Source organism: Lysinibacillus sp. NPDC093692, assembly GCF_050280125.1.
Classification (GTDB): domain Bacteria; phylum Bacillota; class Bacilli; order Bacillales_A; family Planococcaceae; genus Lysinibacillus.
This window is the reverse complement of sequence record NZ_JBNNUW010000011.1, coordinates 1-23,365: the sequence shown is the minus strand read 5'-3', so window position 1 is coordinate 23,365 and position 23,365 is coordinate 1. Positions and strand designations below refer to the sequence as shown.

General features: G+C 36.9%; 21 protein-coding genes and 1 pseudogene. 4 read left to right on the top strand and 18 right to left on the bottom strand.

Features of this window, described 5'->3' with window-relative positions:
- Positions 1-118: 118 nt before the first annotated feature.
- The 14 genes from ptsP to ACQKN4_RS13310 form a co-directional block, all read right to left on the bottom strand.
- Positions 119-1,834: a phosphoenolpyruvate--protein phosphotransferase gene (gene ptsP / locus ACQKN4_RS13375; RefSeq protein WP_427483899.1), complete on the bottom strand. Its 1,716-nt coding sequence runs from the start codon at positions 1,832-1,834 to the stop codon at positions 119-121.
- The gene (locus ACQKN4_RS13370; protein ID WP_079560226.1) at positions 1,831-2,097 is read right to left on the bottom strand and encodes an HPr family phosphocarrier protein; all 267 of its coding nucleotides are present in this window, start codon (positions 2,095-2,097) and stop codon (positions 1,831-1,833) included. The genes ptsP and ACQKN4_RS13370 overlap by 4 nt, the downstream gene beginning before the upstream one ends.
- Positions 2,094-2,798, bottom strand: a complete 705-nt coding sequence (locus ACQKN4_RS13365) for a glucosamine-6-phosphate deaminase (protein WP_427483898.1) — start codon at positions 2,796-2,798, stop codon at positions 2,094-2,096. Before ACQKN4_RS13365 ends, ACQKN4_RS13370 begins: the two co-directional genes overlap by 4 nt.
- Positions 2,799-2,843: 45 nt before the next feature.
- Complete coding sequence (gene nagA, locus ACQKN4_RS13360; RefSeq protein ID WP_427483897.1) at positions 2,844-3,989, bottom strand: N-acetylglucosamine-6-phosphate deacetylase; 1,146 nt, start codon at positions 3,987-3,989, stop codon at positions 2,844-2,846.
- 200 nt (positions 3,990-4,189) lie between these two features.
- Entirely contained in the window at positions 4,190-6,136 is a 1,947-nt protein-coding gene (nagE, locus tag ACQKN4_RS13355) for an N-acetylglucosamine-specific PTS transporter subunit IIBC (RefSeq protein ID WP_079560224.1), read from the bottom strand.
- Positions 6,137-6,376: 240 nt separating this feature from the next.
- A complete protein-coding gene (locus ACQKN4_RS13350; RefSeq protein WP_240518207.1) occupies positions 6,377-7,330 on the bottom strand; it encodes an ABC transporter permease in 954 nt (317 codons plus the stop codon).
- Positions 7,299-8,222, bottom strand: a complete 924-nt coding sequence (locus ACQKN4_RS13345) for an ABC transporter ATP-binding protein (protein ID WP_079560222.1) — start codon at positions 8,220-8,222, stop codon at positions 7,299-7,301. Before ACQKN4_RS13345 ends, ACQKN4_RS13350 begins: the two co-directional genes overlap by 32 nt.
- Before the next feature lie 5 nt (positions 8,223-8,227).
- Complete coding sequence (locus ACQKN4_RS13340) at positions 8,228-8,923, bottom strand: ATP-binding cassette domain-containing protein (protein WP_427483896.1); 696 nt, start codon at positions 8,921-8,923, stop codon at positions 8,228-8,230.
- Positions 8,924-8,933: 10 nt separating this feature from the next.
- Positions 8,934-9,290, bottom strand: coding sequence for a GntR family transcriptional regulator (locus tag ACQKN4_RS13335; protein ID WP_079560220.1), 357 nt, complete (start codon positions 9,288-9,290; stop codon positions 8,934-8,936).
- Positions 9,287-10,060, bottom strand: a complete 774-nt coding sequence (locus tag ACQKN4_RS13330; protein WP_240518206.1) for a hypothetical protein — start codon at positions 10,058-10,060, stop codon at positions 9,287-9,289. Before ACQKN4_RS13330 ends, ACQKN4_RS13335 begins: the two co-directional genes overlap by 4 nt.
- Before the next feature lie 433 nt (positions 10,061-10,493).
- Positions 10,494-11,252 (bottom strand): ABC transporter ATP-binding protein, encoded by a 759-nt coding sequence (locus ACQKN4_RS13325; protein WP_079560218.1) that lies wholly within the window; start codon positions 11,250-11,252, stop codon positions 10,494-10,496.
- 3 nt (positions 11,253-11,255) lie between these two features.
- Positions 11,256-13,574, bottom strand: coding sequence for an ABC transporter permease (locus ACQKN4_RS13320; RefSeq protein ID WP_427483895.1), 2,319 nt, complete (start codon positions 13,572-13,574; stop codon positions 11,256-11,258).
- Positions 13,559-14,869 carry an MFS transporter gene (locus ACQKN4_RS13315; protein WP_427483894.1) on the bottom strand — a complete coding sequence of 437 codons (1,311 nt, stop codon included), beginning with the start codon at positions 14,867-14,869 and terminating at the stop codon, positions 13,559-13,561. The genes ACQKN4_RS13320 and ACQKN4_RS13315 overlap by 16 nt, the downstream gene beginning before the upstream one ends.
- Positions 14,850-15,500 carry a TetR/AcrR family transcriptional regulator gene (locus ACQKN4_RS13310; RefSeq protein ID WP_427483893.1) on the bottom strand — a complete coding sequence of 217 codons (651 nt, stop codon included), beginning with the start codon at positions 15,498-15,500 and terminating at the stop codon, positions 14,850-14,852. Before ACQKN4_RS13310 ends, ACQKN4_RS13315 begins: the two co-directional genes overlap by 20 nt.
- Positions 15,501-15,762: 262 nt before the next feature.
- Here ACQKN4_RS13310 and ACQKN4_RS13305 point away from each other — a divergent pair, with 262 nt between their 5' ends.
- Positions 15,763-16,626: a pentapeptide repeat-containing protein gene (locus ACQKN4_RS13305; RefSeq protein ID WP_427483892.1), complete on the top strand. Its 864-nt coding sequence runs from the start codon at positions 15,763-15,765 to the stop codon at positions 16,624-16,626.
- Between the two features lie 295 nt (positions 16,627-16,921).
- Here the strand turns inward: ACQKN4_RS13305 and ACQKN4_RS13300 are convergent, their stop codons facing one another.
- The 4 genes and pseudogenes from ACQKN4_RS13300 to ACQKN4_RS13285 all read right to left on the bottom strand — a co-directional run.
- Entirely contained in the window at positions 16,922-17,149 is a 228-nt protein-coding gene (locus ACQKN4_RS13300; protein WP_427483971.1) for a GrpB family protein, read from the bottom strand.
- Positions 17,150-17,397: 248 nt separating this feature from the next.
- The gene (locus ACQKN4_RS13295) at positions 17,398-18,651 is read right to left on the bottom strand and encodes an MFS transporter (protein ID WP_427483891.1); all 1,254 of its coding nucleotides are present in this window, start codon (positions 18,649-18,651) and stop codon (positions 17,398-17,400) included.
- A gap of 389 nt (positions 18,652-19,040) precedes the next feature.
- On the bottom strand, positions 19,041-19,322 hold the full coding sequence (locus ACQKN4_RS13290; protein WP_427483890.1) for a hypothetical protein: 282 nt from the start codon (positions 19,320-19,322) through the stop codon (positions 19,041-19,043).
- 41 nt (positions 19,323-19,363) lie between these two features.
- Positions 19,364-19,911 (bottom strand): annotated as a pseudogene (locus ACQKN4_RS13285) (IS66 family transposase); the annotation flags it as partial.
- Positions 19,912-20,067: 156 nt separating this feature from the next.
- Between ACQKN4_RS13285 and ACQKN4_RS13280 the strand changes: the two are divergent.
- The 3 genes from ACQKN4_RS13280 (at position 20,068) to ACQKN4_RS13270 (ending at position 23,057) form a co-directional block, all read left to right on the top strand.
- The gene (locus ACQKN4_RS13280; RefSeq protein WP_079560212.1) at positions 20,068-20,964 is read left to right on the top strand and encodes a DegV family protein; all 897 of its coding nucleotides are present in this window, start codon (positions 20,068-20,070) and stop codon (positions 20,962-20,964) included.
- Between the two features lie 541 nt (positions 20,965-21,505).
- Positions 21,506-22,039: a sigma-70 family RNA polymerase sigma factor gene (locus ACQKN4_RS13275; protein ID WP_427483889.1), complete on the top strand. Its 534-nt coding sequence runs from the start codon at positions 21,506-21,508 to the stop codon at positions 22,037-22,039.
- Complete coding sequence (locus ACQKN4_RS13270) at positions 22,032-23,057, top strand: DUF4179 domain-containing protein (protein ID WP_427483888.1); 1,026 nt, start codon at positions 22,032-22,034, stop codon at positions 23,055-23,057. The genes ACQKN4_RS13275 and ACQKN4_RS13270 overlap by 8 nt, the downstream gene beginning before the upstream one ends.
- The last annotated feature ends 308 nt before the right edge of the window (positions 23,058-23,365 follow it).

Genomic DNA, 23,365 nt, shown 5'->3' with positions numbered 1-23,365 from the left:
GAAATGTATTTACGTCCTAAATCCTTTCCTAAACAAATCATTAGCAAGAATGGTCCTAAATAAAAAAGCAGTTAAAGATCACCCTCTTTCATGATCTTCAACTACTTATTATTTTCAATTAATGAACAGCTTGCTTCACTCTAGCTAATATTTCATCAGATGTTGTTAATTGTAATGCTTCTGTTGCTAATACTCGCATATCCGCTACGGATAAATGTTTAATTAAGGTACGTGTTTTTAAAATGGATGTTGCACTCATTGAAAATTCATCTAGACCTAAACCAAGTAATAGTGGTACAGCATATTCATCCCCTGCCATTTCACCACACATACCAGCCCATTTATTTTCTTTGTGAGCAGCATCAATGACCATTTTAATCAAACGTAAAATAGCAGGATTGTACGGTTGATATAAATAAGATACTTTTTCATTCATACGATCCGCTGCCATCGTATATTGGATTAAATCATTTGTACCAATCGAGAAGAAGTCTACTTCTTTCGCAAAAATATCTGCCATCACTGCTGTTGATGGAATTTCAACCATAATGCCAATTTCAATCTCACTTACCGTTACGCCTTGTGCAAGTAGGTTTTCCTTTTCTTCTAAAAGAATCGCTTTCGCGTCACGGAATTCTTGCAATGTCGCAATCATAGGGAACATAATTTTTAAGTTACCGTAATTGGATGCCCGTAGTAATGCACGCAATTGTGTACGGAAAATGTCTTGATACTCTAAACATAGACGAATCGCGCGATGACCGAGAAACGGATTCATTTCTTCTTGAAGCGGTAAATATGGTAAATTTTTATCTCCACCAATATCGAGTGTTCGGATGACAACCGCTTTACCTTCCATTCCTTCTAATACCGTTTTATAGGCCATAAATTGTTCTTCCTCAGAAGGTAAATTGTCTCGTCCCATATATAAAAACTCTGTACGATATAAACCGATTCCTTCACCACCGTGACGTAGAACGCCTTCTAAATCATTTGGTGACCCAATGTTCGCAGCTAGTTCAACTTGAACACCGTCTTTGGAAATCGTTTTTTCGTTTAATAATGTCGCCCACTCTGCTTGTTGAGCAGTAAAGTCTTCTGCTTTTTTTCTATAGGAGGCAACTACATCTTCTGTTGGGTTCACAAGTACATCGCCTGTTAAACCATCCACGATTAATAAATCTCCATCTTGAATGGACTCAACTGCTGTACCTGTACCTGTCCCTACAACGGCAGGAATTTCTAGTGAACGTGCCATAATGGCAGAGTGTGAAGTACGACCACCAATATCCGTTGTAAAGCCAAGTACAAAATTACGGTCCAATTGTGCAGTCTCAGAAGGTGTTAAATCAGTTGCTACAACAATCACCTGTTCATTAATATTGCTTGGATTTGGAATATGTACACCGAGTAGATGCGCTAAAACGCGGTTTGACACGTCTTTAATATCTGCAGCACGCTCACTCATATATTCGTTATCCATACCTTCAAATAATGATACAAACATCGTCGAAACTTCATTCAATGCATATTCAGCATTGACAGCTTCTTCGGCAATTTTTTGTTTGATCGGTCCAATTAATTCTGGATCTTTTACGACAAGTAGATGTGCACCGAAAATGGCAGCTTCCTCCGCCCCTAACTTTTCTTGCGTTAGCTGTTGAATAGCGGCTAACTCTTCTGCTGATTTTTCAAGCGCGGCCACTAAGCGTTGCTGCTCTGCATCAATATCCTGAATAGTTGTTTTCGCAAACGATAAATCCGGTTGTACTAAACAATATGCTTTTGCAATGGCAATGCCGTCAGATGCGGCAATACCTTTGAGTCGGATCATTGTGCTAGCCCCGTTTCTGAAATTAATTTTGTTAATGCAGTAAACGCTTGTTCTTCATCCTCCCCCTCTACGTGTAATGTAAACATTGAACCTTGTTTTAGAGCTAATCCCATAACGCCTAAAATCGATTTTAAATTAGCTGTTCTTTGTTCTGTCTGTAACTCGATAGAAGAAGCAAAAGGTGTTGCAGCTGCTACTAATTGACTTGCTGGACGTGCGTGAATTCCTAGTGGGTCTACTACTGTAAATTGTTTTGTTTTCATTGTTCATTCTCCTCTATTTTTAAATCTGTTAATATAATGACATTAGGATGTTTTGTTAATACACTTGCCGGGACATCTTCTGTATATTCAGATGCAAGAACGCGTTCTAATACATCACGTTTTGCTTCTCCTACAGCGATTAACAAAATGCACTTAGCGCGCATGATTGATTGAATTCCCATCGTAAATGCATGGGTTGGAACGTCATCAATTGAATCAAAGAAACGTGCATTCGCTTGACGTGTTGATTCTTCAAGCGCTACAAGATGTGTCAGTGAATCAAATGATGTGCCTGGTTCATTAAAGCCGATATGACCGTTTTGTCCGATCCCAAGCAATTGAAAATCTAATGGATGCTGCTGTAATAATGATTCATAGCTTGCCATTTCCTCAGTAGGATTATTAGCTAAACCATTCGGTAGGTAAGATTCTTTAAATGGTTTGTTGTGAAATAAATGTTTGTACATATAATATGCGTAACTTTGTTTATGTTTAGCACTAAGTCCAACGTATTCATCCAGGTTGAAGCTGATACAATTCGTAAAATCGATATCAGTTTCACAAATTTTACTATACAACGGTTCCATTGTACCACCTGTAGCTAGACCAAACGTTGTAGCACCTTCGTTTTTAGTATTCACGATAATGTCTACTGCGCGAGCGTATAAATCTTCTTTTGAAGCAAAGCGTTCCAGTCTCAATTTCCTATTCCCCCTTATTTACTTATTAAACAGGCATACGAAATCTTACGCTTCGTAGATTACTTTTCCAGCCTTAATTGTTTGTTGCAACATTAACTGTTCATCCAGAATCACAACATCTGCATCAAATCCTTGTTCGATTTGTCCTTTGTTCGTCAGTTTTAGTTGTTTTGCTGCATTGTAGCTCGACATTTTAACAAGTTCTTCTAACGTGCAGTTCGTGATGAGTTGCATATTCCGTACAGCTTGGTCCATTTTTAATACACTCCCAGCAAGGGCTCCATTTGATAAATGCGCTCCATTTTCGGATACATGAACCATTTGACCACCTAAGTCATATTCTCCATATGGCATTCCTTTTGCTCGCATTGCATCGGTTATTAAAATAATACCATCTGCTCCTTTTAAACGATATGCCATATTCACGGCATCCTTGTGCATATGGATAAAATCAACAATGATTTCTGCCTTCATTTCCTCTAATAATAATACGCCACCGACAACACCTGGATCTCGATGATGGAATGGGCGCATTTGGTTGTATAAATGTGTGCCTTGTGTTGCACCATGACGAACCGCTTCTTTCATTTGTTCAAATGTTGCATCAGAATGACCAATTGAAACGACCACACCGCTATCTGCAATTGCTTGAACGACCTCAAATCCATTTGGTTCTTCTGGCGCCATTGTAATTTGTTTAATTTTATAGGCACTTACGTTTTGCCACTTTGTAAAAACAGCGAAATCAGGTGGTACAACATATTCAAGCGGCTGTGCACCTACACGCTTTTTTGATATAAAAGGACCTTCTACATGAATACCTAGAAGTTCTGCCTCGTCTGGATTTGAAGTAAACTCCGAAATATTTTCAAGAGCACGTTCAATATTTTGATAGCTTTGTGTCATCGTCGTTGCTAAAAAGCCTATTGTTCCTTCTTTTGCAAGTGATTTCGCCATCGTATGAAGACCTTCATTCGATGCATCCATCGTGTCCATTTGAGCAGAGCCATGAATATGCATATCGATATAACCAGGGAATAAAAATTTCCCTGTACCATCTATAATTTGCTCTTGATCTGCGTTAATTTGCTGCGCAATTTGTGCAATTTCCCCATCCTTCATGAAAACGTCGACACATTCCAGTCGTCCTGTTGCATTGACAACTGTGATGTTACGGATTAATAAATTCATTAAAAACATCTCCTAGGATTGATAGAAGATACTGGCCTAAGTGTTTGAAGCGATCCTATCAATGCTAATATTTTGATATAGTACTACGACCCGCATAGATTTCTGTGGGACTATGCTTTCCCACAGAAAATTAAGCGGATTTACGATTAGTGCATGTTCATTTTGTTAGATGGACCTTTTTAGACAGCATCCTTTGTTTGTTACTTCTTCATCGAAATAATGTTACGTGAACCTGATCGTTGGAAACCAGTTTTTTCAAGTGTAATTTCTTGCCCCATTAAACTTGTGAAAACAACTGGTGTAACGATAGACGGTACTTTGTCTTTAACACTCTCAAAATCAACTTTTAATAATGTATCGCCACGTTTAATTACTTGACCTTCTGTAACCATTGCTTCAAAACCTTCACCATTTAGAGTGACCGTATCTAAACCGACATGAATTAATATTTCAACACCTGTATTAGATTTTAAACCGATCGCATGCTTCGTTGGGAAAACCATTACTACTTGACCATCAAATGGCGCATGAACTGTACCATCCTTTGGATGAATACCAAAACCTGGCCCCATTATACCTGACGAGAAAGCTTCATCTGGCACGTCAGATAACGGTATTAAATCTCCTGTAATCGGCATTTCAAAATCATTGGAAGGATTTGTTCCTTCTGCTGTTGTTACTTCTTCAACAGACGCTTCTTTTTGTACATCTACATTTGAAGGCGCTGGATTCCCTTTTTTCAGGCGATCTTTCATAGCTTCTGCCAAAAACTCTACAGATGTACCGATAATTACTTGCACATTTGTCTTACTTATACGCATAACACCACGTGCGCCCGTTTGTTTTAATGTTTTTTCATCCATCTGATCCGCATCACCAACAGTCATACGAAGACGTGTTGTGCAGTAATCAACTTGCTTAATATTCTCTTGTCCACCTAATGCTTCGATTGTATGGAAAGCACGTACATCTAAATCATCAGAAACAGCTGAAGTAACATCTGCCCCTTCTTCATCTTCGTCTTCACGACCAGGTGTTTTTAAATCTAACTTCTTGATTAAGAAATAGAAAACGACAAAGTAAATTGCCCCGAAACCTAATCCTAAAGGAAGTAATAGCCATGGACTATCTGCTAATCCAAAGTTTAAAAGATAGTCAATTAAACCTGCGGAAAAAGCAAAACCGTCACGGAATCCAATAATATAGGCAACGGCAAGCGAAATACCTGTTAAAACTGCATGGATCCCATAAAGTACTGGTGATAAAAACATAAATGTAAATTCAATAGGCTCAGTTACACCTGTTAAAAATGCTGTCAACGCGATAGATACGAACATACCACCAACTACTGCACGATTTTTCTTTTTCGCTGCAAAGTACATCGCAAGACACGCTGCTGGTAATCCAAACATCATAATTGGGAAGAAACCTGCTTGGAAATGTCCTGCTGATGGGTCTCCTGCTAAAAATCGATGAATATCTCCTTTGACAAGTTCGCCTGCAGCATTAGTAAATTCACCAAAGTCAAACCATATGATCGTATTAATAACATGATGTAAACCGACTGGAATTAATAGACGATTTAAGAAGCCATATAACCCAACACCAAGTGATCCAGCACCGATTAACCAGTTCCCTACTGAATCAATACCACCTTGAATTGGTCCCCATATAACAGCTAAAATACCTGCTAAAACCGCCATCGTGATGGACGTTATAATTGGCACAAAACGCCGTCCTCCGAAGAATGACAGCCATTCTGGGAATTTTACATTATAGAATTTGTTATAAAGTAAGCCTGCTGTAATACCTGCAATAATGCCACCGAATACTCCCATATTCAGATCTTCATTTACAGATCCTAATACTGCGACTAACACTAGATGTGCAATGGCACCCGCTAATGCTGCACCACCACTATTATCATGTGCTAGACCCATCGCGATACCAATCGCAAATATTATAGGTAAATTACCTAAAATCGCATCACCAGATGCTGCCATAATACTTGCAATATGCTTAATAACATCATTTGACACTGCACCAAGCATGTCATCAGAGCCTAAGCGTAACAATATTGCGGCTGCTGGTAATGTAGCGATTGGAAACATTAACGACTTACCGATTTTTTGTAAGAAAGCTAACATTAAATATCCCCCTTTGGTATAGTTGTCTAGACCACTTAATAGAAAAAAGCGTTTTCATTAAGTTGCTATCATTATATTATCACTCATACAAAAAATAAACATTATTTTTGAAATGAAGGCAGGGATTCCAAAATTTTAAATCCTATTACACATAAGCTTGATTTATTTATAGGAAAAAAACATAGCCCAATTGGAAGTCTGGCTTAAACCAATTGGACTACATTTCATGAATTCTATTATTTACGCTGTGACGTCACGTTTCATAAAGGACATATAGCTGATCGCAAGGAAAAGAACAGCATAAATCGCAAGGATCGTGAGTGAGAATGGCATTGTAATGCCATCTAGTATTGAACTACCACGTTCATATTGTGTTAAATCTGAATGAGTTAACCAAATATATTTAACGATTTTAAATCTGCTTAAGAACATGACAATCATTCCGCCTGTAAAGGATAAGAACATCGTTAAACCAATTGCTAAAGAGCTTGAACGGAAAACAGAGCCCACTAGGAAAGCAAACAATATTGACATGACAAAGTCTCCGCCAGAAAGTAAATAGTGGTATGCTAAATCATTCCACACTGCTTTTTCAACAATCTGACCATTGACCATTTCTAACTCAACACCAGTTCCGCCACCAAATAGTATAAGTCCAACTAGAGCACTTACTATGAAAGTGACAACATATAAAAAGAGTCCAAATATGAAAGTTGTAAGTAATTTTGAAGTTAATATTTTTGCCCGTGAAACTGGACGCGTTAATAGCATTTTAATCGTACCAGTAGCAAATTCACTTGATACGATACTTGCTGCAATAATAACTGTAAATAATGTTACTAAATTCAGCATATTACCAGCAAATGACATAAAGCTTGCTACGCTTCCATCTTCTTGAGACGGCAGTTCATTTGCTAATCGATACTCAGAAATAGCCATTTCCTCTTCAAAGTGCTTTTTATCCTCTGCCGATATATTTTCATCTTCCATCATTTCTTTATTAAGATTAATGACTTGCTGTTCACTTTCCTGCCACGTTTCACTGTTATTGCTATTGTACTTTATTTCCTGGTATTTCATCATAATACCAGGACCAATAATAAAAAGGATTAGTAGCGCAACCATTGCCCAAGTTCCTTTTTTATGCCATAATTTCATCCACTCATTTTGAATTAGATTCAGCAATTTGGCCACCTCCTGTCATTTCTAAGAATTGATCCTCCAACGTTTTTTGATGCGGTTGTACGGCAAATAATTGAATTTCTTCGTTAACAAATTGAGGAATGAGTTTCGGTATATCCTCTTTCTTTATTTCCACTACATAACCGTTATTTTCCGCCACAAAGTTGTAATCGAGCTTTTGTAGAAGTGCTGCAGCCTGATCATTTGGTGTAGCTTCAATATAATAAAACGAAGATGTTTCAACGTTGATATCACGAATATCGATGAGTTTGCCATTTTGTATGACAGCTACTCGATCACACATTAATTCAATTTCGGATAATAAATGACTGGAAACAAATACAGATACGCCATCCTCAGCTGCAATTTTACGCAAGTACATACGAAACTCTCGGATACCTGCTGGGTCTAGACCATTAGTAGGTTCATCTAAAATTAAAAATTTTGGTCGATGAAGTAGTGCCTGAGCAAGTCCTAAACGCTGACGCATCCCTAGCGAATACGTCGAAACCTTTTCATGAATACGATTTTCAAGGCCGACCTGTCTCACTACCTCTTGAATACGCTCTTTTGTAACGTTTTTATGCATACGCGCAAAGTGCAATAGGTTTTTATAGCCCGTCATAAATTTATACATTTCCGGATTTTCTACAATTACACCGACTTTACTAATCGCTTCCTCATAATTGTCCTGTAAGGAAAGACCATCAATAATGACTTTCCCTTCTGATGGATTCATAAGACCTGTCATCATACGAATTGTCGTTGTTTTCCCTGCGCCATTCGGTCCTAAAAATCCAGTGATTTGCCCTGGATATAAATCGATATTCAATTGCTGAATCAATTGCTTGCCACCAATAGTTTTTGATAAATTTTGCAATTGAACAATTGGTTGTGTTGTCATAAATTTCACCCTTTCTTATAAAACGCCTTCATCCATTGCACAGCATCCTTATTCGAAACATCTCGAATCATCTCTACTTCCTCTTGTGCAATGATCGATCCATTTTGCAATAAAATGATTTGATCTAAAATAGGCTCTACCTCATATAACTCATGCGTTGATAATAATATTGTTTGGTGTTCAATGTCAGTAAATTGAATTAACCCTTTAATCAGCTGTTCACGAACGATTGGATCCAGACCAGAGAAAGGCTCATCCATTAAATAAAAAGGTACCTCTCGCCCAAGAGTTGCGGCCATTTTCATCCGGCCACGGTTCCCCTTGGATAATTGCCGTAGCTTCACATTTTTATCAACCTGTAAAAACTCTGCAACGATACAAGCTTTATCATACGAAAAATCTTCGAATTGAGAGGCATAGTGCTGAAAAAGCTGCTCACCTGTGTAAAAATCAAAAAACAAATCAATATCTGGTAAATAGGCAATTTCATCAGCACTTCTGCGTGTAACAGACGTTCCATTTAGCAATACCTCACCACTTGTCGGACGTAATAGGCCGGCCAATACTTTTAATAATGTCGACTTGCCACTACCATTTTCCCCAACAAGTCCAATGATTTGTCCAACAGGGATGGAAAAAGACACATCTTGTAAAATAGGCTTTTTCATATAACGAAAAGAAACATTTGATAGCTGTAGCATTTATTTCACCTCACGATTTATTTTGTAAAACAACGAGCATCTCATCCTTTGAAAACCCAAGCGCTTCAATAGAAGTTAAAAAATGATCTGCCAGTTGATTTTTCATATCTTCCCGTAATAGAGCAATTCGCCCATCATCGGTTGTAATAAATGTACCTTGCCCTCGTTTGGTTTCCGTTATATTCATTGCTTCTAACTCCTTATACACTCGTTGCACAGTATTCACATTGACACCAGTTTCCACTGCATATTCTCGAACCGAAGGAAGTCGATCTCCAAGCACTAGCTTCCCTTTCAAAATGTCCCCACATATCCGATCTACGAGCTGGCTATAGATGGGCTTATCACGCGAAAAGTCGATTGTCATCGTAAAACCACCTTTTCAAGCCACTTAGTCGCTATGATAAATAAGACCGCTACAAAAATAATCGTTGCTACTTCTTCGACGACATACATTGTGCCCATGGTAAACGGAAATGATTGTACCTGTGGGAAAAATTGATTCAGAAAAGTCAAACGAATTCCTATATGATGGAAAATATTATCATATAAATTACTCGCTGTAAATTTAAACCATAAATTCACACTCATGAAAAAGGCAACCATCGTGATCACAATGGAAAAACCACCAATAAAGTGTTTCATTTGGAGATTAAATGCTAAAAATAATAGCATGATCACAAACATCATCAATTGCAACATAACAATCACTGCTACATAAAATAAAAGCAATAAAAACATTTGCGCGAAGTTACCTATAAATTCCTCTTTGATTTTATAAATAGCTATACTCATAAAGATTAAATTAAAGATAGCGTATCCTATTAAGGAAAATACGATTTTCACACCTACAAGCTGTGCGATAGAACTAGTTGAATGCAGCCATATCTCTTTGGTCTTTAAGTCATGACGGATACTAGCTAGGAATTGTAATATCGAAAAAAATCCACCTAATATAAGTACTAGTATTGAGAAAGCAAATGACAGCTGATTTTCCATCGTAAATCCATCACTTAACCGCCTAATTAAATATGGAACTAATATTGACAGTGTGATCCCAATAAAAATTCCAACAAATAGCCATGCTCTATAGAGCACCCATTCCTTTTTTAAAAGCCCTGCGAATTTTTTCAACATAAACACCTCGCGTCATAGTGTACTAGTTAGATATTACACTATGACTTTTTAGTTTGCAAGTATTAATTCAAAAAAAGGAAGAACCTTTTAATAAAGGGCTCTTCCTTCATGAAATTCAGTTGAAAATGTATGCCCCTTCAGCACAGCGAGGGGGAATGACATCCAACTTTTAGTTTTATCGGAACACTTTCAGAAATTATCGCCCAACTTTTAATTTTTATCACCCAACTTCTGAGTTTTATCCACATCCTGCTTCCAAAGGCAAAAAAAGATTCACACACAAAACTATGCGTGAATCCTTTTACTTTAGGCCTAGTGAACCAATTCCCCTGCTTTTCTCTATGACCAATCATTTATTGCCAACTTGATACGTAACTACTCTAGAAATCTTTCATTTTCCATTGTGAGATTCAGTATTAGTTGTTACAGCAACTCATATTCCTATTTCCCACATTTTTTCTGTTACTTTCTCAACTCTGCCATCAATATCTGTACCGTCAAACTTTGGAAGCTTTAGCTCACTGACAATTTTTCCGTCGAGCATAAACATTATGCGTTCCGTACGGGCCGCAACCTTTGCATCGTGAGTGACAAGCATAATTGCAGTACCGCCCGCGTTAATTTCAGAAAAAATGTCCATGATTTCCTGGGCCGATTTTGAATTTAGTGCGCCTGTAGGCTCATCGCCGAAGATGATTTTCGGGCTGTTCAAAAGCGCTCGACATATTCCCGCTCGCTGAAGCTGACCTCCGGAAACTTGTGTAATATCCCGCATCTCAAGCTCCGCAATGCCTACCCTCTTCATAAGCCCTCTTGCTTTCTCTGAAATCTTTGCAACGTTTTTTCTATTATCACGAATTGATGGAAGAATAATATTATCGAGAATATTTAGATTTTTAAGCATAGTTGGCTGCTGAAAAACAAAGCCCATTTTAGTTCTACGTAAATCTGAAAGTTCAGCCTCACCGACGGACGATATATCATTTCCATCAAACGTAACCCTTCCGCCATCAATACTGTCCATGCCGCTCAATGCAAACATTAGCGTTGATTTTCCCGAGCCCGAGGGTCCCATGATCGCAACAAATTCCCCCTCGTTTATGTCAACGGACACTCCGTCGAGAACATTGTGTTTTTCATCGCCCTCACCGAAAGATTTTACAATATGTTCACCGATTATAAGATTCTTCATAAGCTACTCCTTTATATTTTCGGATATTTTTATTTTCCCAGCGCTCGATGTGCCAATGATTGTTGTAATAAGTACCGAGCAAATCATCAATAACGGACAAAGCACGTACGCCGAAAGTGGATTGATTGAAAAACTAAACGATGACGCCCCGAACGAGGAAATAACTGCACCTGCAAGTACCTCTCCAAGAGTGTTTGCCAGAATGGTGCCAACAATTATTCCGATTATTGATACAAATACTGCTCGCGAACCATACTGCACCGTAATATCCAACTTTGTAAAACCTAGTGCTTTCATTATCGCAATCGAATATCTATCCTTTGCGACAAGCATTTTCATAAACAACAGTGTAACTAGAATCGTTATTACAAGTGCTATTGCAATTGCGGCGAAGGATGCTTTTTCGACTGATTTTATAGTCGAGCCGAAAGTTTGTTTGACAAACTCATCAATATTGGAAATCTTAGCAAAAGTAAATCGGTCCGCATAGTTAGAGATTTTTTCATCGACAAGAGTTTTATCTGAAAGCTTTGCACAAATAACGCTCCACATTATATTTTCCGAATGATCGGTAAATACAGCCTTTGCCGTTTTACCACCGTTCGTAATGTCAGAATAAATGCCACTTACCGTGAGCTTATTCTCCTTCCCCTTTATGATGACCGTAATTGTATCGCCGACTTTTTTGTTCAATTCATTTGCGTTTAAAGCCGAAAGCGCAATTTCGTTTTCTACAGCGGGTACTCTGCCCTCGGTATATTCGATAGGGAATATCGAATGGTCGCCAAGTTCGATTTTTATATTTTCTTCCGAACCGTCTTCCATTTTTGTTTTGAATGTCTTTGTTGTAAGGACGGTATACTTTGAAATGGAACTGTCGCTGTTCATATATTCTAAAACTTCTTCAGCTTTTTTAGAGATTTGATCAGTTTGTTGAATATCAAGGCGAATATCGTAGTTTCCAATTCCCATATATTTAATGAAGCTTGTTGAGGAAATCGTGTTGTATAGGTTTTGTGGAACAATAATGATAAATGCTGAAATGACAAGTACTGCAAGCATTGTGGCATAAAGTCTTTTTCTTGCGAGAACGTCTTTGATCCCAAGGAAAAGATTCGTATTTAACAGCTTATTTTTGTTCAGGCAAACATGTTTTGCGCCTGTGCTTTTTTCCTTCGAAATGCCAAAGCGTATCGCTTCTGCCGCAGATATTTTCCGAAAGCGTCTCAGCACTCCGCTTACAAAGGCTATTATTGCAAGGTATACAAGTAGAATGCCGATGATCCCTAAAGACGTGGCAAAAGAAGAGTTTTCACTTTCCCCCATATAAAGCCGGATGTTTTCTAGCAACATGTTTTTGAACATCAACGAAAGTACATAACCGAGAATACTACCCACTGCCGCAATTGCTGCGTACTTCGCAAGATAAATTTTCTTAATGTCGGAAAGGCGTAGTCCTATTGCCTTCATTACACCAATTTCACGGTAATCGTCTTCGATTTTCGCAAGGAGTGTAAAGCGTATGCACATAAATGAGATAGCAACGACAAGAACGCTTATAAGAAGAATAACTGCTATCATAATCCCATCAGAAAATGCGTTTATTGTTTTGAAAAGTGGAAATGTAATCGTTGGTCCGTTCGCTTCAAGTCCCGCGGAAGCATAAGTAGTTTCGAATTCACCGAGTGCCGATAAATCCTTTAATCTAAACTCAATCAAATACTCCACACTTCCATGGCTTTTAATTGCAGCGTAATCATTCGCACTTACGAGAAATCTTTTTGAAGAAGACAGCATAGAATTCATCTGTGAATCCCGGAGGAATCCTGCTACAGTAAATTCCTTTCCATCTAATATAGCTTTATCACCGACCTTCGTAGTGGCGTCCTTCATATAGTTTATTGGTACATACAGCTCACCATCGGATACGTTAATAATGTTTCCATCAAGATCAAGAAGATAATCAAACTTTTCACTCTGTATGCTAAAACCATTATCTTGAACATTATTTGCAAGTGAACGATCACCTAAAATAATTTGACTGTTATCCAAGTTGAGAAACTCAAGTACTTGATATTCATCGACTTTGCTGTTTTGCTCCGCGAAGTTTGTAAGTCGGACAGTATCGATATCCCCAGAATGCATTTGCATAAAATGCGGCGTCTTCGCCTGATTCATAAGTGAATCGATAGCACCTGAAAGATTTACCATAAGTATTGCCGATAAGGAAACGAGCATAGCCGCAACAGCGACAAATAACGTTGTTGTCAGCGTTATCAATTTGCTTTTTAAAATGTCATTTCGAATTAATCTGTAATACATAAGTCACCTCTGTTTTCAAGCTTTTTCACCGATTTCAAGTTGAACAAAATGAATGAAGTAATACTTAATAAAATTCCAGCGATGATGATGAGGAAGCCCGTTCCCCTACCTTGACCTGTACCGGTAATTTTCCCTACACTGTCAGCAAGCAATCCACCGTCAACTAGTAAAGGAGTAAACACATAATCTGCAAGTATACCCGAAAGCGCATAGGCCACTACAAATCCAAGCTGTGAAATTACCCCTATAAGTGACCATGCTCTACCCTGAACAGCATTATCAATATTGGTACGAACAAGAAAATCCAATGTTGAGTTTGCAAATGGCATCATGGCAAAAAAGAAAAAGCCTGAAATACAGATCAGTATTATATTTTCCCGAAGCCCGAATATCGCCATAAATATCCCTTCAAAAAAAAGTGAAAATGCAAGAATTTTGACATATCCTTTTTTTATCGGAAGAAGTCCTATGATTACACTGGATACGAGCATCCCAGTAGCGACAATAGTTTCCACCATTCCGATTACAGAACTGTTCGTAAAAGTAAGCAACATCGGAATAGACAGTGTTTCAATAATGCCAAGATAAAATGTCAGCACCGATGTCATGATAACAAGAACGAGTACACCTCGATTTTGAGAAACTGCACGCCAACCATCTTTGAACTCATTGAAAAATGATTGTGTCTGTTCATATTTCTTTGAAGCAAGACCTCTTCGTACTGCAAGCGCTGAGATAACCGTTACAAAAAAAGTACAGATGTCGATAACAAGTAAAAGTTTTATATCCGAAACGGTGAGCAAAAACCCGGCAATGATGGGTGAAATCAAATATTTTGCAGAACCCGCCACCTGGACTAACCCGCTTGCCTTCGTGTACTGTTCCTCGGTCAGTAAATCCGTAACCGTAGCCTTGTATGCGGGATCAAGTAACGATGAAAACACCGAGCTTATTGTAACTCCCACACAAATCTGCCATAGCAATGCTTCTCCGCTAAGCATACATATAAGAATATACACAAGTCCTATCGCTGAAAGACTGTCCCCTAACACCATTAAGAGTCTTCGGTCATAACGGTCCGCAAGCACTCCTGCCACAGGGCTTAATAGTAGCGAAGGCATGAACGCAAGTAAGGTGACAAGTGCCATTGCCGATACCTTTCCTGTCTGCTGGAAAACATAAATCCCAAGCCCAAACGCTGTAAGCCCGCTTCCTATTGCTGAAATTAGCTGCCCTGACCAAAGCAGAAGAAATTTTTTAAAAAGACGCTTGGAATCAACCATCGTTGTTTCCATTTTCTTCACCCCCATTGCCAAACATCTTCATCATGTACATAAGGCTTCCACTTTCGACACCGAGCAGTCTTTCTACGTTGAAGACAAAAGCTGGTATACGTGAAGCACGCTCTTCATCGGTCATTTCAACCATATCATCATCAAAAACGGTATTCGTATAAGCCACGATCATTTCCATACATTCATATGGATACGGTGTACTGAATAATCCTTGCTCAATACCCTCACGGATTATTTCCGTCAGTATTGGAGGAAGACCGTTCATAATAACCTTTTGTATTTTCTGATGCATAAGCGCGTTCTGCGGCTTATGTATATGGTCAATAATTTCCTTACCGTTTCCGCTACTTATGTTTAATGCCATTACAACACGGATAATACGCTCGTTAACGGGGATGCTCTTATTTGCTGCAATTTCTTTTGCAGCACCTAGAATTTGTGCATTATACCGCTCAATTAACGCGTCCATAATATCCTCCTTCGACTTGAAGTGATAATACAGCGTTCCCCGTGCAATACCAACCTTTTCAAGAATATCGTTAGTACTTGTGCCATCAAAGCCCTTCTGACCGAAAAGCTCATCAGCTACATCAAGTATTTCGTTTCTACGCTCCATTGCTTCTTTTCTCATTTTTATGCCTCCCTCAATAGACCGACTGTCTGTCTATAAAAAATTATAACCTTTTACAATAAATTGTCAATAGGACATTCCGTTTTTGTAAAAATTATCAATCCATTTATCTAATCTATATAGAGCTAAACGATAAACATTTATAAGAAATGACAAAGCCTCCTCGATATGTAGAAACCTTCCACACAAAAATATCCTTTTAATCAAAATAAGTGATAGAATTAAATGTAAGAAATTTACGTGTTAAGAGAGGAAAACAGAAGTGTCTGAAGTAAAAAAAATGGATTATACAATTGGAAAAAAAATTCGTGAGAGCTTACAGGCTGATTGCCAAAGCTGTTTTGGTCTATGCTGCACGGCTTTAAATATTGCTGCTTCTTGTGACTTTGCCATTCATAAAGCGGCCGGAACACCTTGCCCTAATCTACAATCAGATTTTAGCTGCCAAATTCATCATAAACTTAGAGATCAAGGGTTTAAAGGATGTACAGTTTTTGATTGTTTAGGAGCTGGACAAAAGGTTTCACAAACAACTTTTCATGGACAAGACTGGCGACAATTCCCTGAAGTTTCCGAGATAATGTTTCGTGTCTTTCCGATTATGGAACAACTTTATGAAATGATTGCTTACGTAGCGGAGGCTTTATCGTATAAGGTTGATTCATCCCTATATAACAAACTACATTTACAATTAGAACAGCTACAGCGTGCAACAGAGCTGGAAGCTGATGCATTGCTAGCAATAGATATTCCTACATTCCGGCTGCCAGTGAATGTTTTACTATTAGAAACAAGTGAACAAATCCGCCAAAGTCTTATCGTAAAGATTAGAAAAAACGCTCGAAAGTATGACAATCGAGGGGTTGATTGGATGGGGAAAAATTTAAAAGGTAAAGATTTAAGAGCTACCGATCTTCGAGGATCTTATTTAATTGCTGCCAATCTAGAAAATGCAGATTTAAGAGAAATTGATTTTATTGGCGCAGATTTACGTGATGCCAATTTACGCGGCGCAGACCTTTCAACAAGTATGTTTTTAACCCAAATGCAAATTAATTCGGCACAAGGCAATCATGAAACAAAATTACCTTCCCACCTGAAACGTCCGTCTCATTGGGTTGTATAACTTGAAAAAAGGCAGATGAAAGTAATTTTTATTAAAAGTCAAGTTATTAGCTGAAACTATTTTAAATAGGTGAATTCTTATTTAATGTACACATTATATGTATAGAAATTAAAAGGATAGAAGAGCTTAATTAAATTCGCTCTATATATCCTCTTTTTTTTTACCACAGATGACCCTATTTACTACAACAATTAAATCAATCTAATGTTGCAGTAATTTAAATGGAGCTTATATCAATTATTTTGTACATTAAAGCCTATTTCTTAAACTTCTAAGTAATAAAAGATAAAGGTTGCTATTCAACTAACGAGGCAGCTTCAACAGTTTGATTAAATTGATATTCAGAAACACGAACCTGTATATCTAAATCTCCCTTAGTAAGACTATTTGGTATAGCAGTACTACTAACGTGTTGTATATATGCGCCCGGAATAAGTCTTTGGATAAAGTCTCCTTGAGAAGTGAAAGTTTTCTCTACATCACGTTCAAACCTTTTTTGATTATAAAAGCTTACTCGTTCTATCTAATCTCCCCCTTTTCCTCATTATATAAATGCATGGATAGCAAGCTCTTATTTTAGAAAGTTCCTTTGATTTTTGATAACGTTATTAAAATTCATTTGCAATAAGTATATAGTTTTGCTCAAAACATTATAGAAAAAGGAACGTGTTTGGGGTCTTTAAATACATACATTTCAACGTGGACTCCTCTTCTTAAACTTTAACGATAGAACAATGAAGTATAATTCCTTACCTTTATTAAATCCATCATTCAGCTACTTTTGGATGCAGCATAAATTGGACTGATTTTATCCATTGCTACTCCTTGTTTTTTATATTTAAAAATAAACAAGCCATTGACTAATAAAACCAATGATCCAAATGCCAAGGCTGCCATAGAGTTCCATTCAGAAATCAAACCAGATAGTATAGTCGCTAACATTGCTGCAATTCCACCTAAAACGTATATGGAACTTCGAACCCTGGCGATCAAATGGTCTGAAGTAATGCCCTGTTGAACAGTTATCTGAACAACAAATGCCATAGAAAGTGCCCCATCAAAGATTATCATTCCGAAACACATGACGATAAATGAATTTGATATCAATAATAAGATTCCAAATGAAGATATGATCATTAAAGTACTGAGAAAGTATAACCAGTTTGCATTTTTAAATTTGTTCATTATAAGTACGCCAACGACATTGCCTATACCAGCACAAGATAACAGTATTCCAATATACTCTTCTGAAAAATGGCGAGTATATTTAGAATGAATGATAACACTAAGCACAATAAAACTGGTTGAAAATCCGAGTACCAAAGCCGAAATCGTCGATACAATTTGAGCTCTATTAGCATAGAGGTACTTTACACCTTCTTGGGAATCCCGAATGAAACTCTTCAGTTTCTGTTTTCCCTTCAGGGGCTTATCATCCGTTTCCTCACTTATATTTCGGTATTTTATAAGTGAAATAAATAACATTGAAATAAGTAATAAACTACCACAAATAGTTAAGGTAATGTTCGGGCCATATTTCGCAAGTATAATTCCACCTAAGGCTGGACCAATTAAGGTTACAATCGCATCAGCTGCTTCTAATGAATTATTAGCACTTAATAAACGTTGCCTCCCAACAATTTTAGGTACCATAGCTGAAAGGGCAATATTTAACATCAATTCCACTAAACCCATGAAAAATAATATTGGCCCAATAACAAAAAGGCTCGTTATATCGATTGTTATTAAATATGCCAATAGAAACAATAATATAGCATATATTAAATTACAGATCGAAGAAATCAAAACAAGGTTCTTTTTCTCAATCCAAGTACCTATTGGAATAGAAAAAAATACGGAACTAATTCTCTGAAATAAAAGCACTAATGAAGTCATTAATGGCGATCCAGACAGACCCAATATGATAATAGGTATGATTAGTTCGCGAAAACGTTCACTTAGGATTTTAGATATATTATGAAACCATAGCTTCCCAAAATCAGCATTAATCATTAAATTATTCAATTTGAACACCTCTTTAAAATTTGATTTACCACCTTCCTCTTATTTAAAATCTGAGTAATCAATCTACTATACTCATAGCATATCCTCCTTACAAAACTTCATATATATATTATTACATAGAATATTCCTTAGAATCGACAATACTATATATTTGGATTTATATTTCCCACTCTTATTCAACAAAATGGCCCGATTGTTGAACATAAGTTAGATAACACTATTCAACTAAACTAAACCGTTAGTACAATAAGAAAAAAAGAGCTATCTAAAACAGCTCTTTGATTTTCAAGGAAAGCCACCCGTCCGTTAGTTAAAGATGAAAATTAATAAACATGCATACTTTACTACCTATGACCATTTTTCTTCATCATCAAACCATTGGAAATTTTTTAAATCAAAGGATTTATAATCATCGTGGAAAACGAAGAGTATGATGGTAAATTCAATAAACCTCCTCCCGCTTTCCCCCAACATTCACTAAACCAATCGGTAAATACTTTATGTTCTTGTGGAAGCAATACATCTTCATTTTGTTCGTAAAAGTCAAAAAAATCATCTAACTGACTTTCATTTATCTGATAATATTCAACTTCAGGAAGTACTTCCACACTACCTGCAAAAATCGTTGTATCATTTCTTTCGTAGAAAACTTCGTTCGCTTCTTTATCCATTGAAAACATCTTCGAATAGATGGCTATTTTGCACATGTGGCTTAGATATTTTTCGACCAAGGCATGTTTTTATTTAAAATTTTGGGTTGCTGATGGATCGGTAAATTCGGCAGCTCCATCATTAGTTTAACTAAATATTGATAGAAATCGATACCATTCGCTTTTGCTGTTTCAGCCAGACTCAAGCAGTGCATTCGCTTTAGCACTAGCTTCACTCACAGAAAAACGCCAGTTCTTTCGGCCAATCACATTAGGACGAATCGGATTTTCAGCTGGATTATTATCAATTCCAATTCGACCATCTAACAGAGAAACTTTTAACCCATGTACACGATTTAATGTGTTTTTAGAAACTTTATCCAAGGTGTTTTTTCCAGAAAGGCGATTTATCTACCCATTCCTGAAACTTTTCGACAATCGGTTTAGATTGCTTTTGCTGTGCTTTACGACGCTTTCCTGGTGAGAGATGCTTATATTGCCGTTCTAAGCGATACAGTTGATCACAGTAATCCAAGCCGATTTTCCCATTTTTGCTATCGGGTTTCAGCCAATAACGTCGTATATGCGCCCAACAATTAGCGAATGAAATAATTTTTATCGCAATTATTGTCGAAATAATGTCGAAGATTGTAAAAAAATAAATACAGTATTATAAATATCACTACTCATGATGATCTTATCTGTGTATAGTTGCATAAGATAAAATGAATAATATTCTACGATAGATGAAGGGGATTACTTTTAAATGGAAAAGAAAATTGCATGGGTTACAGATACAGCAGCATTGTTAGATGAAAAGTTCATACAGGACAATCAAATTCACGTATTACCACTTAATATAGTGTTCGAAGAAGGGGCTTTACGCGAAACTGTTGATATGACACATGATCAGTTTTACGAAAAGCTACGAAATGCTAAAAAAAATCCAAAGACATCACAACCTGCTATTGGTGAAGTTGTAGACTTATATAAATCATTAAAAGAACAAGGGTATACATGTGCAATTGCAATTCATACCTCTCAACATCTTTCGGGCACTTACCAAAGCACTTTCACAGCAGCTGGTCAAGCTGAATTTGAAGTATATCCAGTGGATTCAAAAATCGGGTCATTTCCGATGATGAAAATGATTAAACTCGGTCAGCAGTTAGAGCGTGAAGGTTTTGAACCTGGCTATATTGTTGAAAGAATCAATGAGATGGCAGATAACAGTGAACTTTCATTTATTCCGGCTAACTTATCACAATTACATAAAAGTGGTCGAGTTTCAGGGACTCAAGCATTTTTAAGTAACTTGTTGAATATTAAAGTTGTCATATCATTTGAAGATGGGAAGCCCGTTATGAAAGAAAAAGTACGCGCTACGACTAGAGCTAAAACATATGTACAAAATGTTTTAAATACAGATCTAGAAAAAAGTAATATCCCTGAAGTTGCAATTATTCACTGTAATGATGAAGAAGGCGCAACCGCTTGGAAAAAAGCTTTAGAGAACGAATATCCGCTCATAAACTTCTCCGTATTACCACTAAGTGCTTGTGTAGCGGTTCATGCAGGTGAAGGAACGCTTGGTTTAAGTTGGGTACGTCTACCAGAGCTTGCACCACTTAAGAAAAAGAAAGCTGAATTAGTTACTATATAAACATAATTGTAATCTAAATTATTGTAGGTACATGAAGTTGCGAATTCCTATAAACCAACTATTAAACAGTCAGAGAGCATTTTAGCTTAAGTAAACTGGCAGATGTAACGTTATTTTTTGAATGATAGCAGTGTTTTCATTCAGGTATGTGGGACTGGCTGTTAAATTTTGTTTGAATACGGATATTGTTATTATAGGTAATTTAGTCTTCGACGATTTGAATCATATGCGCATTTGTCGTGCGGTAGATTCCGTCGAGATAGAACGTTTCAATTGGGGAATTATCAGTGGGCGTGCCTTTGCGGGACATGCTTATGGTAATTCTTTTTTCTTTGACTGATTTTTGATACGCATATGATGTGTATACAGAGCTAAGGGGAATAGAAAAAGATAGTGTATAACAATTGAAAATTTTCCACTTGTGGCTTCTCATTATTCGAATCGTTTCCGTATTCCAAGTTACAATGTTGCTTAATTAATTATTTTGCAACCAATTTACTAGTTCATTCGACTTTATTGTGTAACGGAGAGGAGAACCAAAATGAATTTAGCAAAATTAGTAAAAAAAGCAAAAAAGGGTGATGATGAAGCATTTGAACAACTGATTGATTCTGTTCGACAAAAGTTGTACCGAACTGCATATGCATACGTTAGAAACGAACAAGATGCTTTAGATGTCTATCAAGAAACAATTTATACTGCCTATATTTCAATAAAAACATTAAAGAAGCCTGAAAGTTTTTCAAGTTGGATTACAAAAATTCTAGTTTTTAAATCGATTGATTTTATACGAAAAGAGTCCCGCCATTTTACTGCAGATAATGAGGAAATCTTTAATGAATTAATCGCTTCTGAAAATAGTGATTTTATCATGCATTCAATGGATTTGTCTGAAGCCTTTAAATTCTTAAATCCTACTGTAAAAACCATTATTTTGTTGAGGTACTACCACGATCTGTCCATTAAGGAAATTGCTGCGATCATGAATTACCCGGAAGGAACTGTTAAATCACACTTAAATAGAGCGAAAAAAGAGTTAAGACCCATTTTAAAGGAGGGTTATCTGTATGAATAAAGACAATTTCAATCGATCTATCGACAGCATAAATGTACCTGTTGAAAAGCTAAAGGCAAGGGAAAAAACGGCTATCTTTCAAGCCAAGAAAAAAAGAAAAGTAGGAAGAGCAACTAAACAGTCAATCTTGGTTGCATGTGGGCTATGTATATCTTTGCTTGGTTCTGGATTTGTTTCAACAGGCATGGCAGAAGCATTATCAAATATCCCCCTGATTGGTCCAATTTATAAGGACTTTAGAGATATTGCCTCAGATAAAATCGAACACGATCAACTTACGACAGTAATTGATAAACAAGATAGTAAAAATGGCTTAACAATGACTGTAAAAGAAGCAGCTTATGATGGCAGCCGTTTAATCGTAACAGTCGTTTACACAGGAGAAAAAGAACTTTCGATGGAAGAAGAAATTGTCGGCTTTAATTATTTAACAATTAATGGACAACCAATTAAACCAGCGATTGGTTCAACAGGGCAAGATGACATAAACTCGAAAACAATAATTGAACATCATCAATTAACCTTTTCTAATTATAATGAATATGGAGATGAAATTGAAATTGCCGTCCATGGAGAAGATTTATTTGGCTATAAGGGCAAGTTGAATGTATCTTTCCCACTTAATAAAATAAAAGGTGATGTATTTGAGTATTATCCAAAAGTTACAACTAGAACTGTTGATGAAGTTTATACATTAACAGCCGACAAAGTAACATTTTCACCTCTATCAACAAGAATAGACCTAACGATTGATTACCCTACTGAAATGGATGAAAACGATACTTGGCCATGGTTTGATTTCTCTGTAGTCGATGATAATGGTCATGTATATGATAAACTGAAACTACAAGCAGGCATGGCTGTTGGGAACTATGGTCATCATATGATACTGACTTTGCCTCCAATGGATACGATACCAAAATCATTTACACTCAAGCCAAGTCATACAAACAAAGAGGGCTTTAATGAAGAGATAAAGGAGTTGGAATTGGTCGTCCCTTTAAACAAAAGTAAATAATGACCTCGTTTGTTTCGTTTACTCATATCGTGGAAGTATCTAAATTGAACATCGAATTTTATTTAAAGCCACGTAAAAAGCCGAATTCCATAGACATTGAATTCGGCTTTTTTATATTAAATTTTCATAACGTTGAAAATCCGTATTTTCCTGTTGCTCCCCCTATTTGAAGTCATATTCCTTCTTCCACTAACCTGTCGCCGTAAGTTCAATAAAAACATACTAAGATTAGTAGTGCAGACCAAGGCATTGGTTCGTACTACTATTTTTTTATATAGTAGAGGTGAAGAATAGGTCGGGCAGCTCTT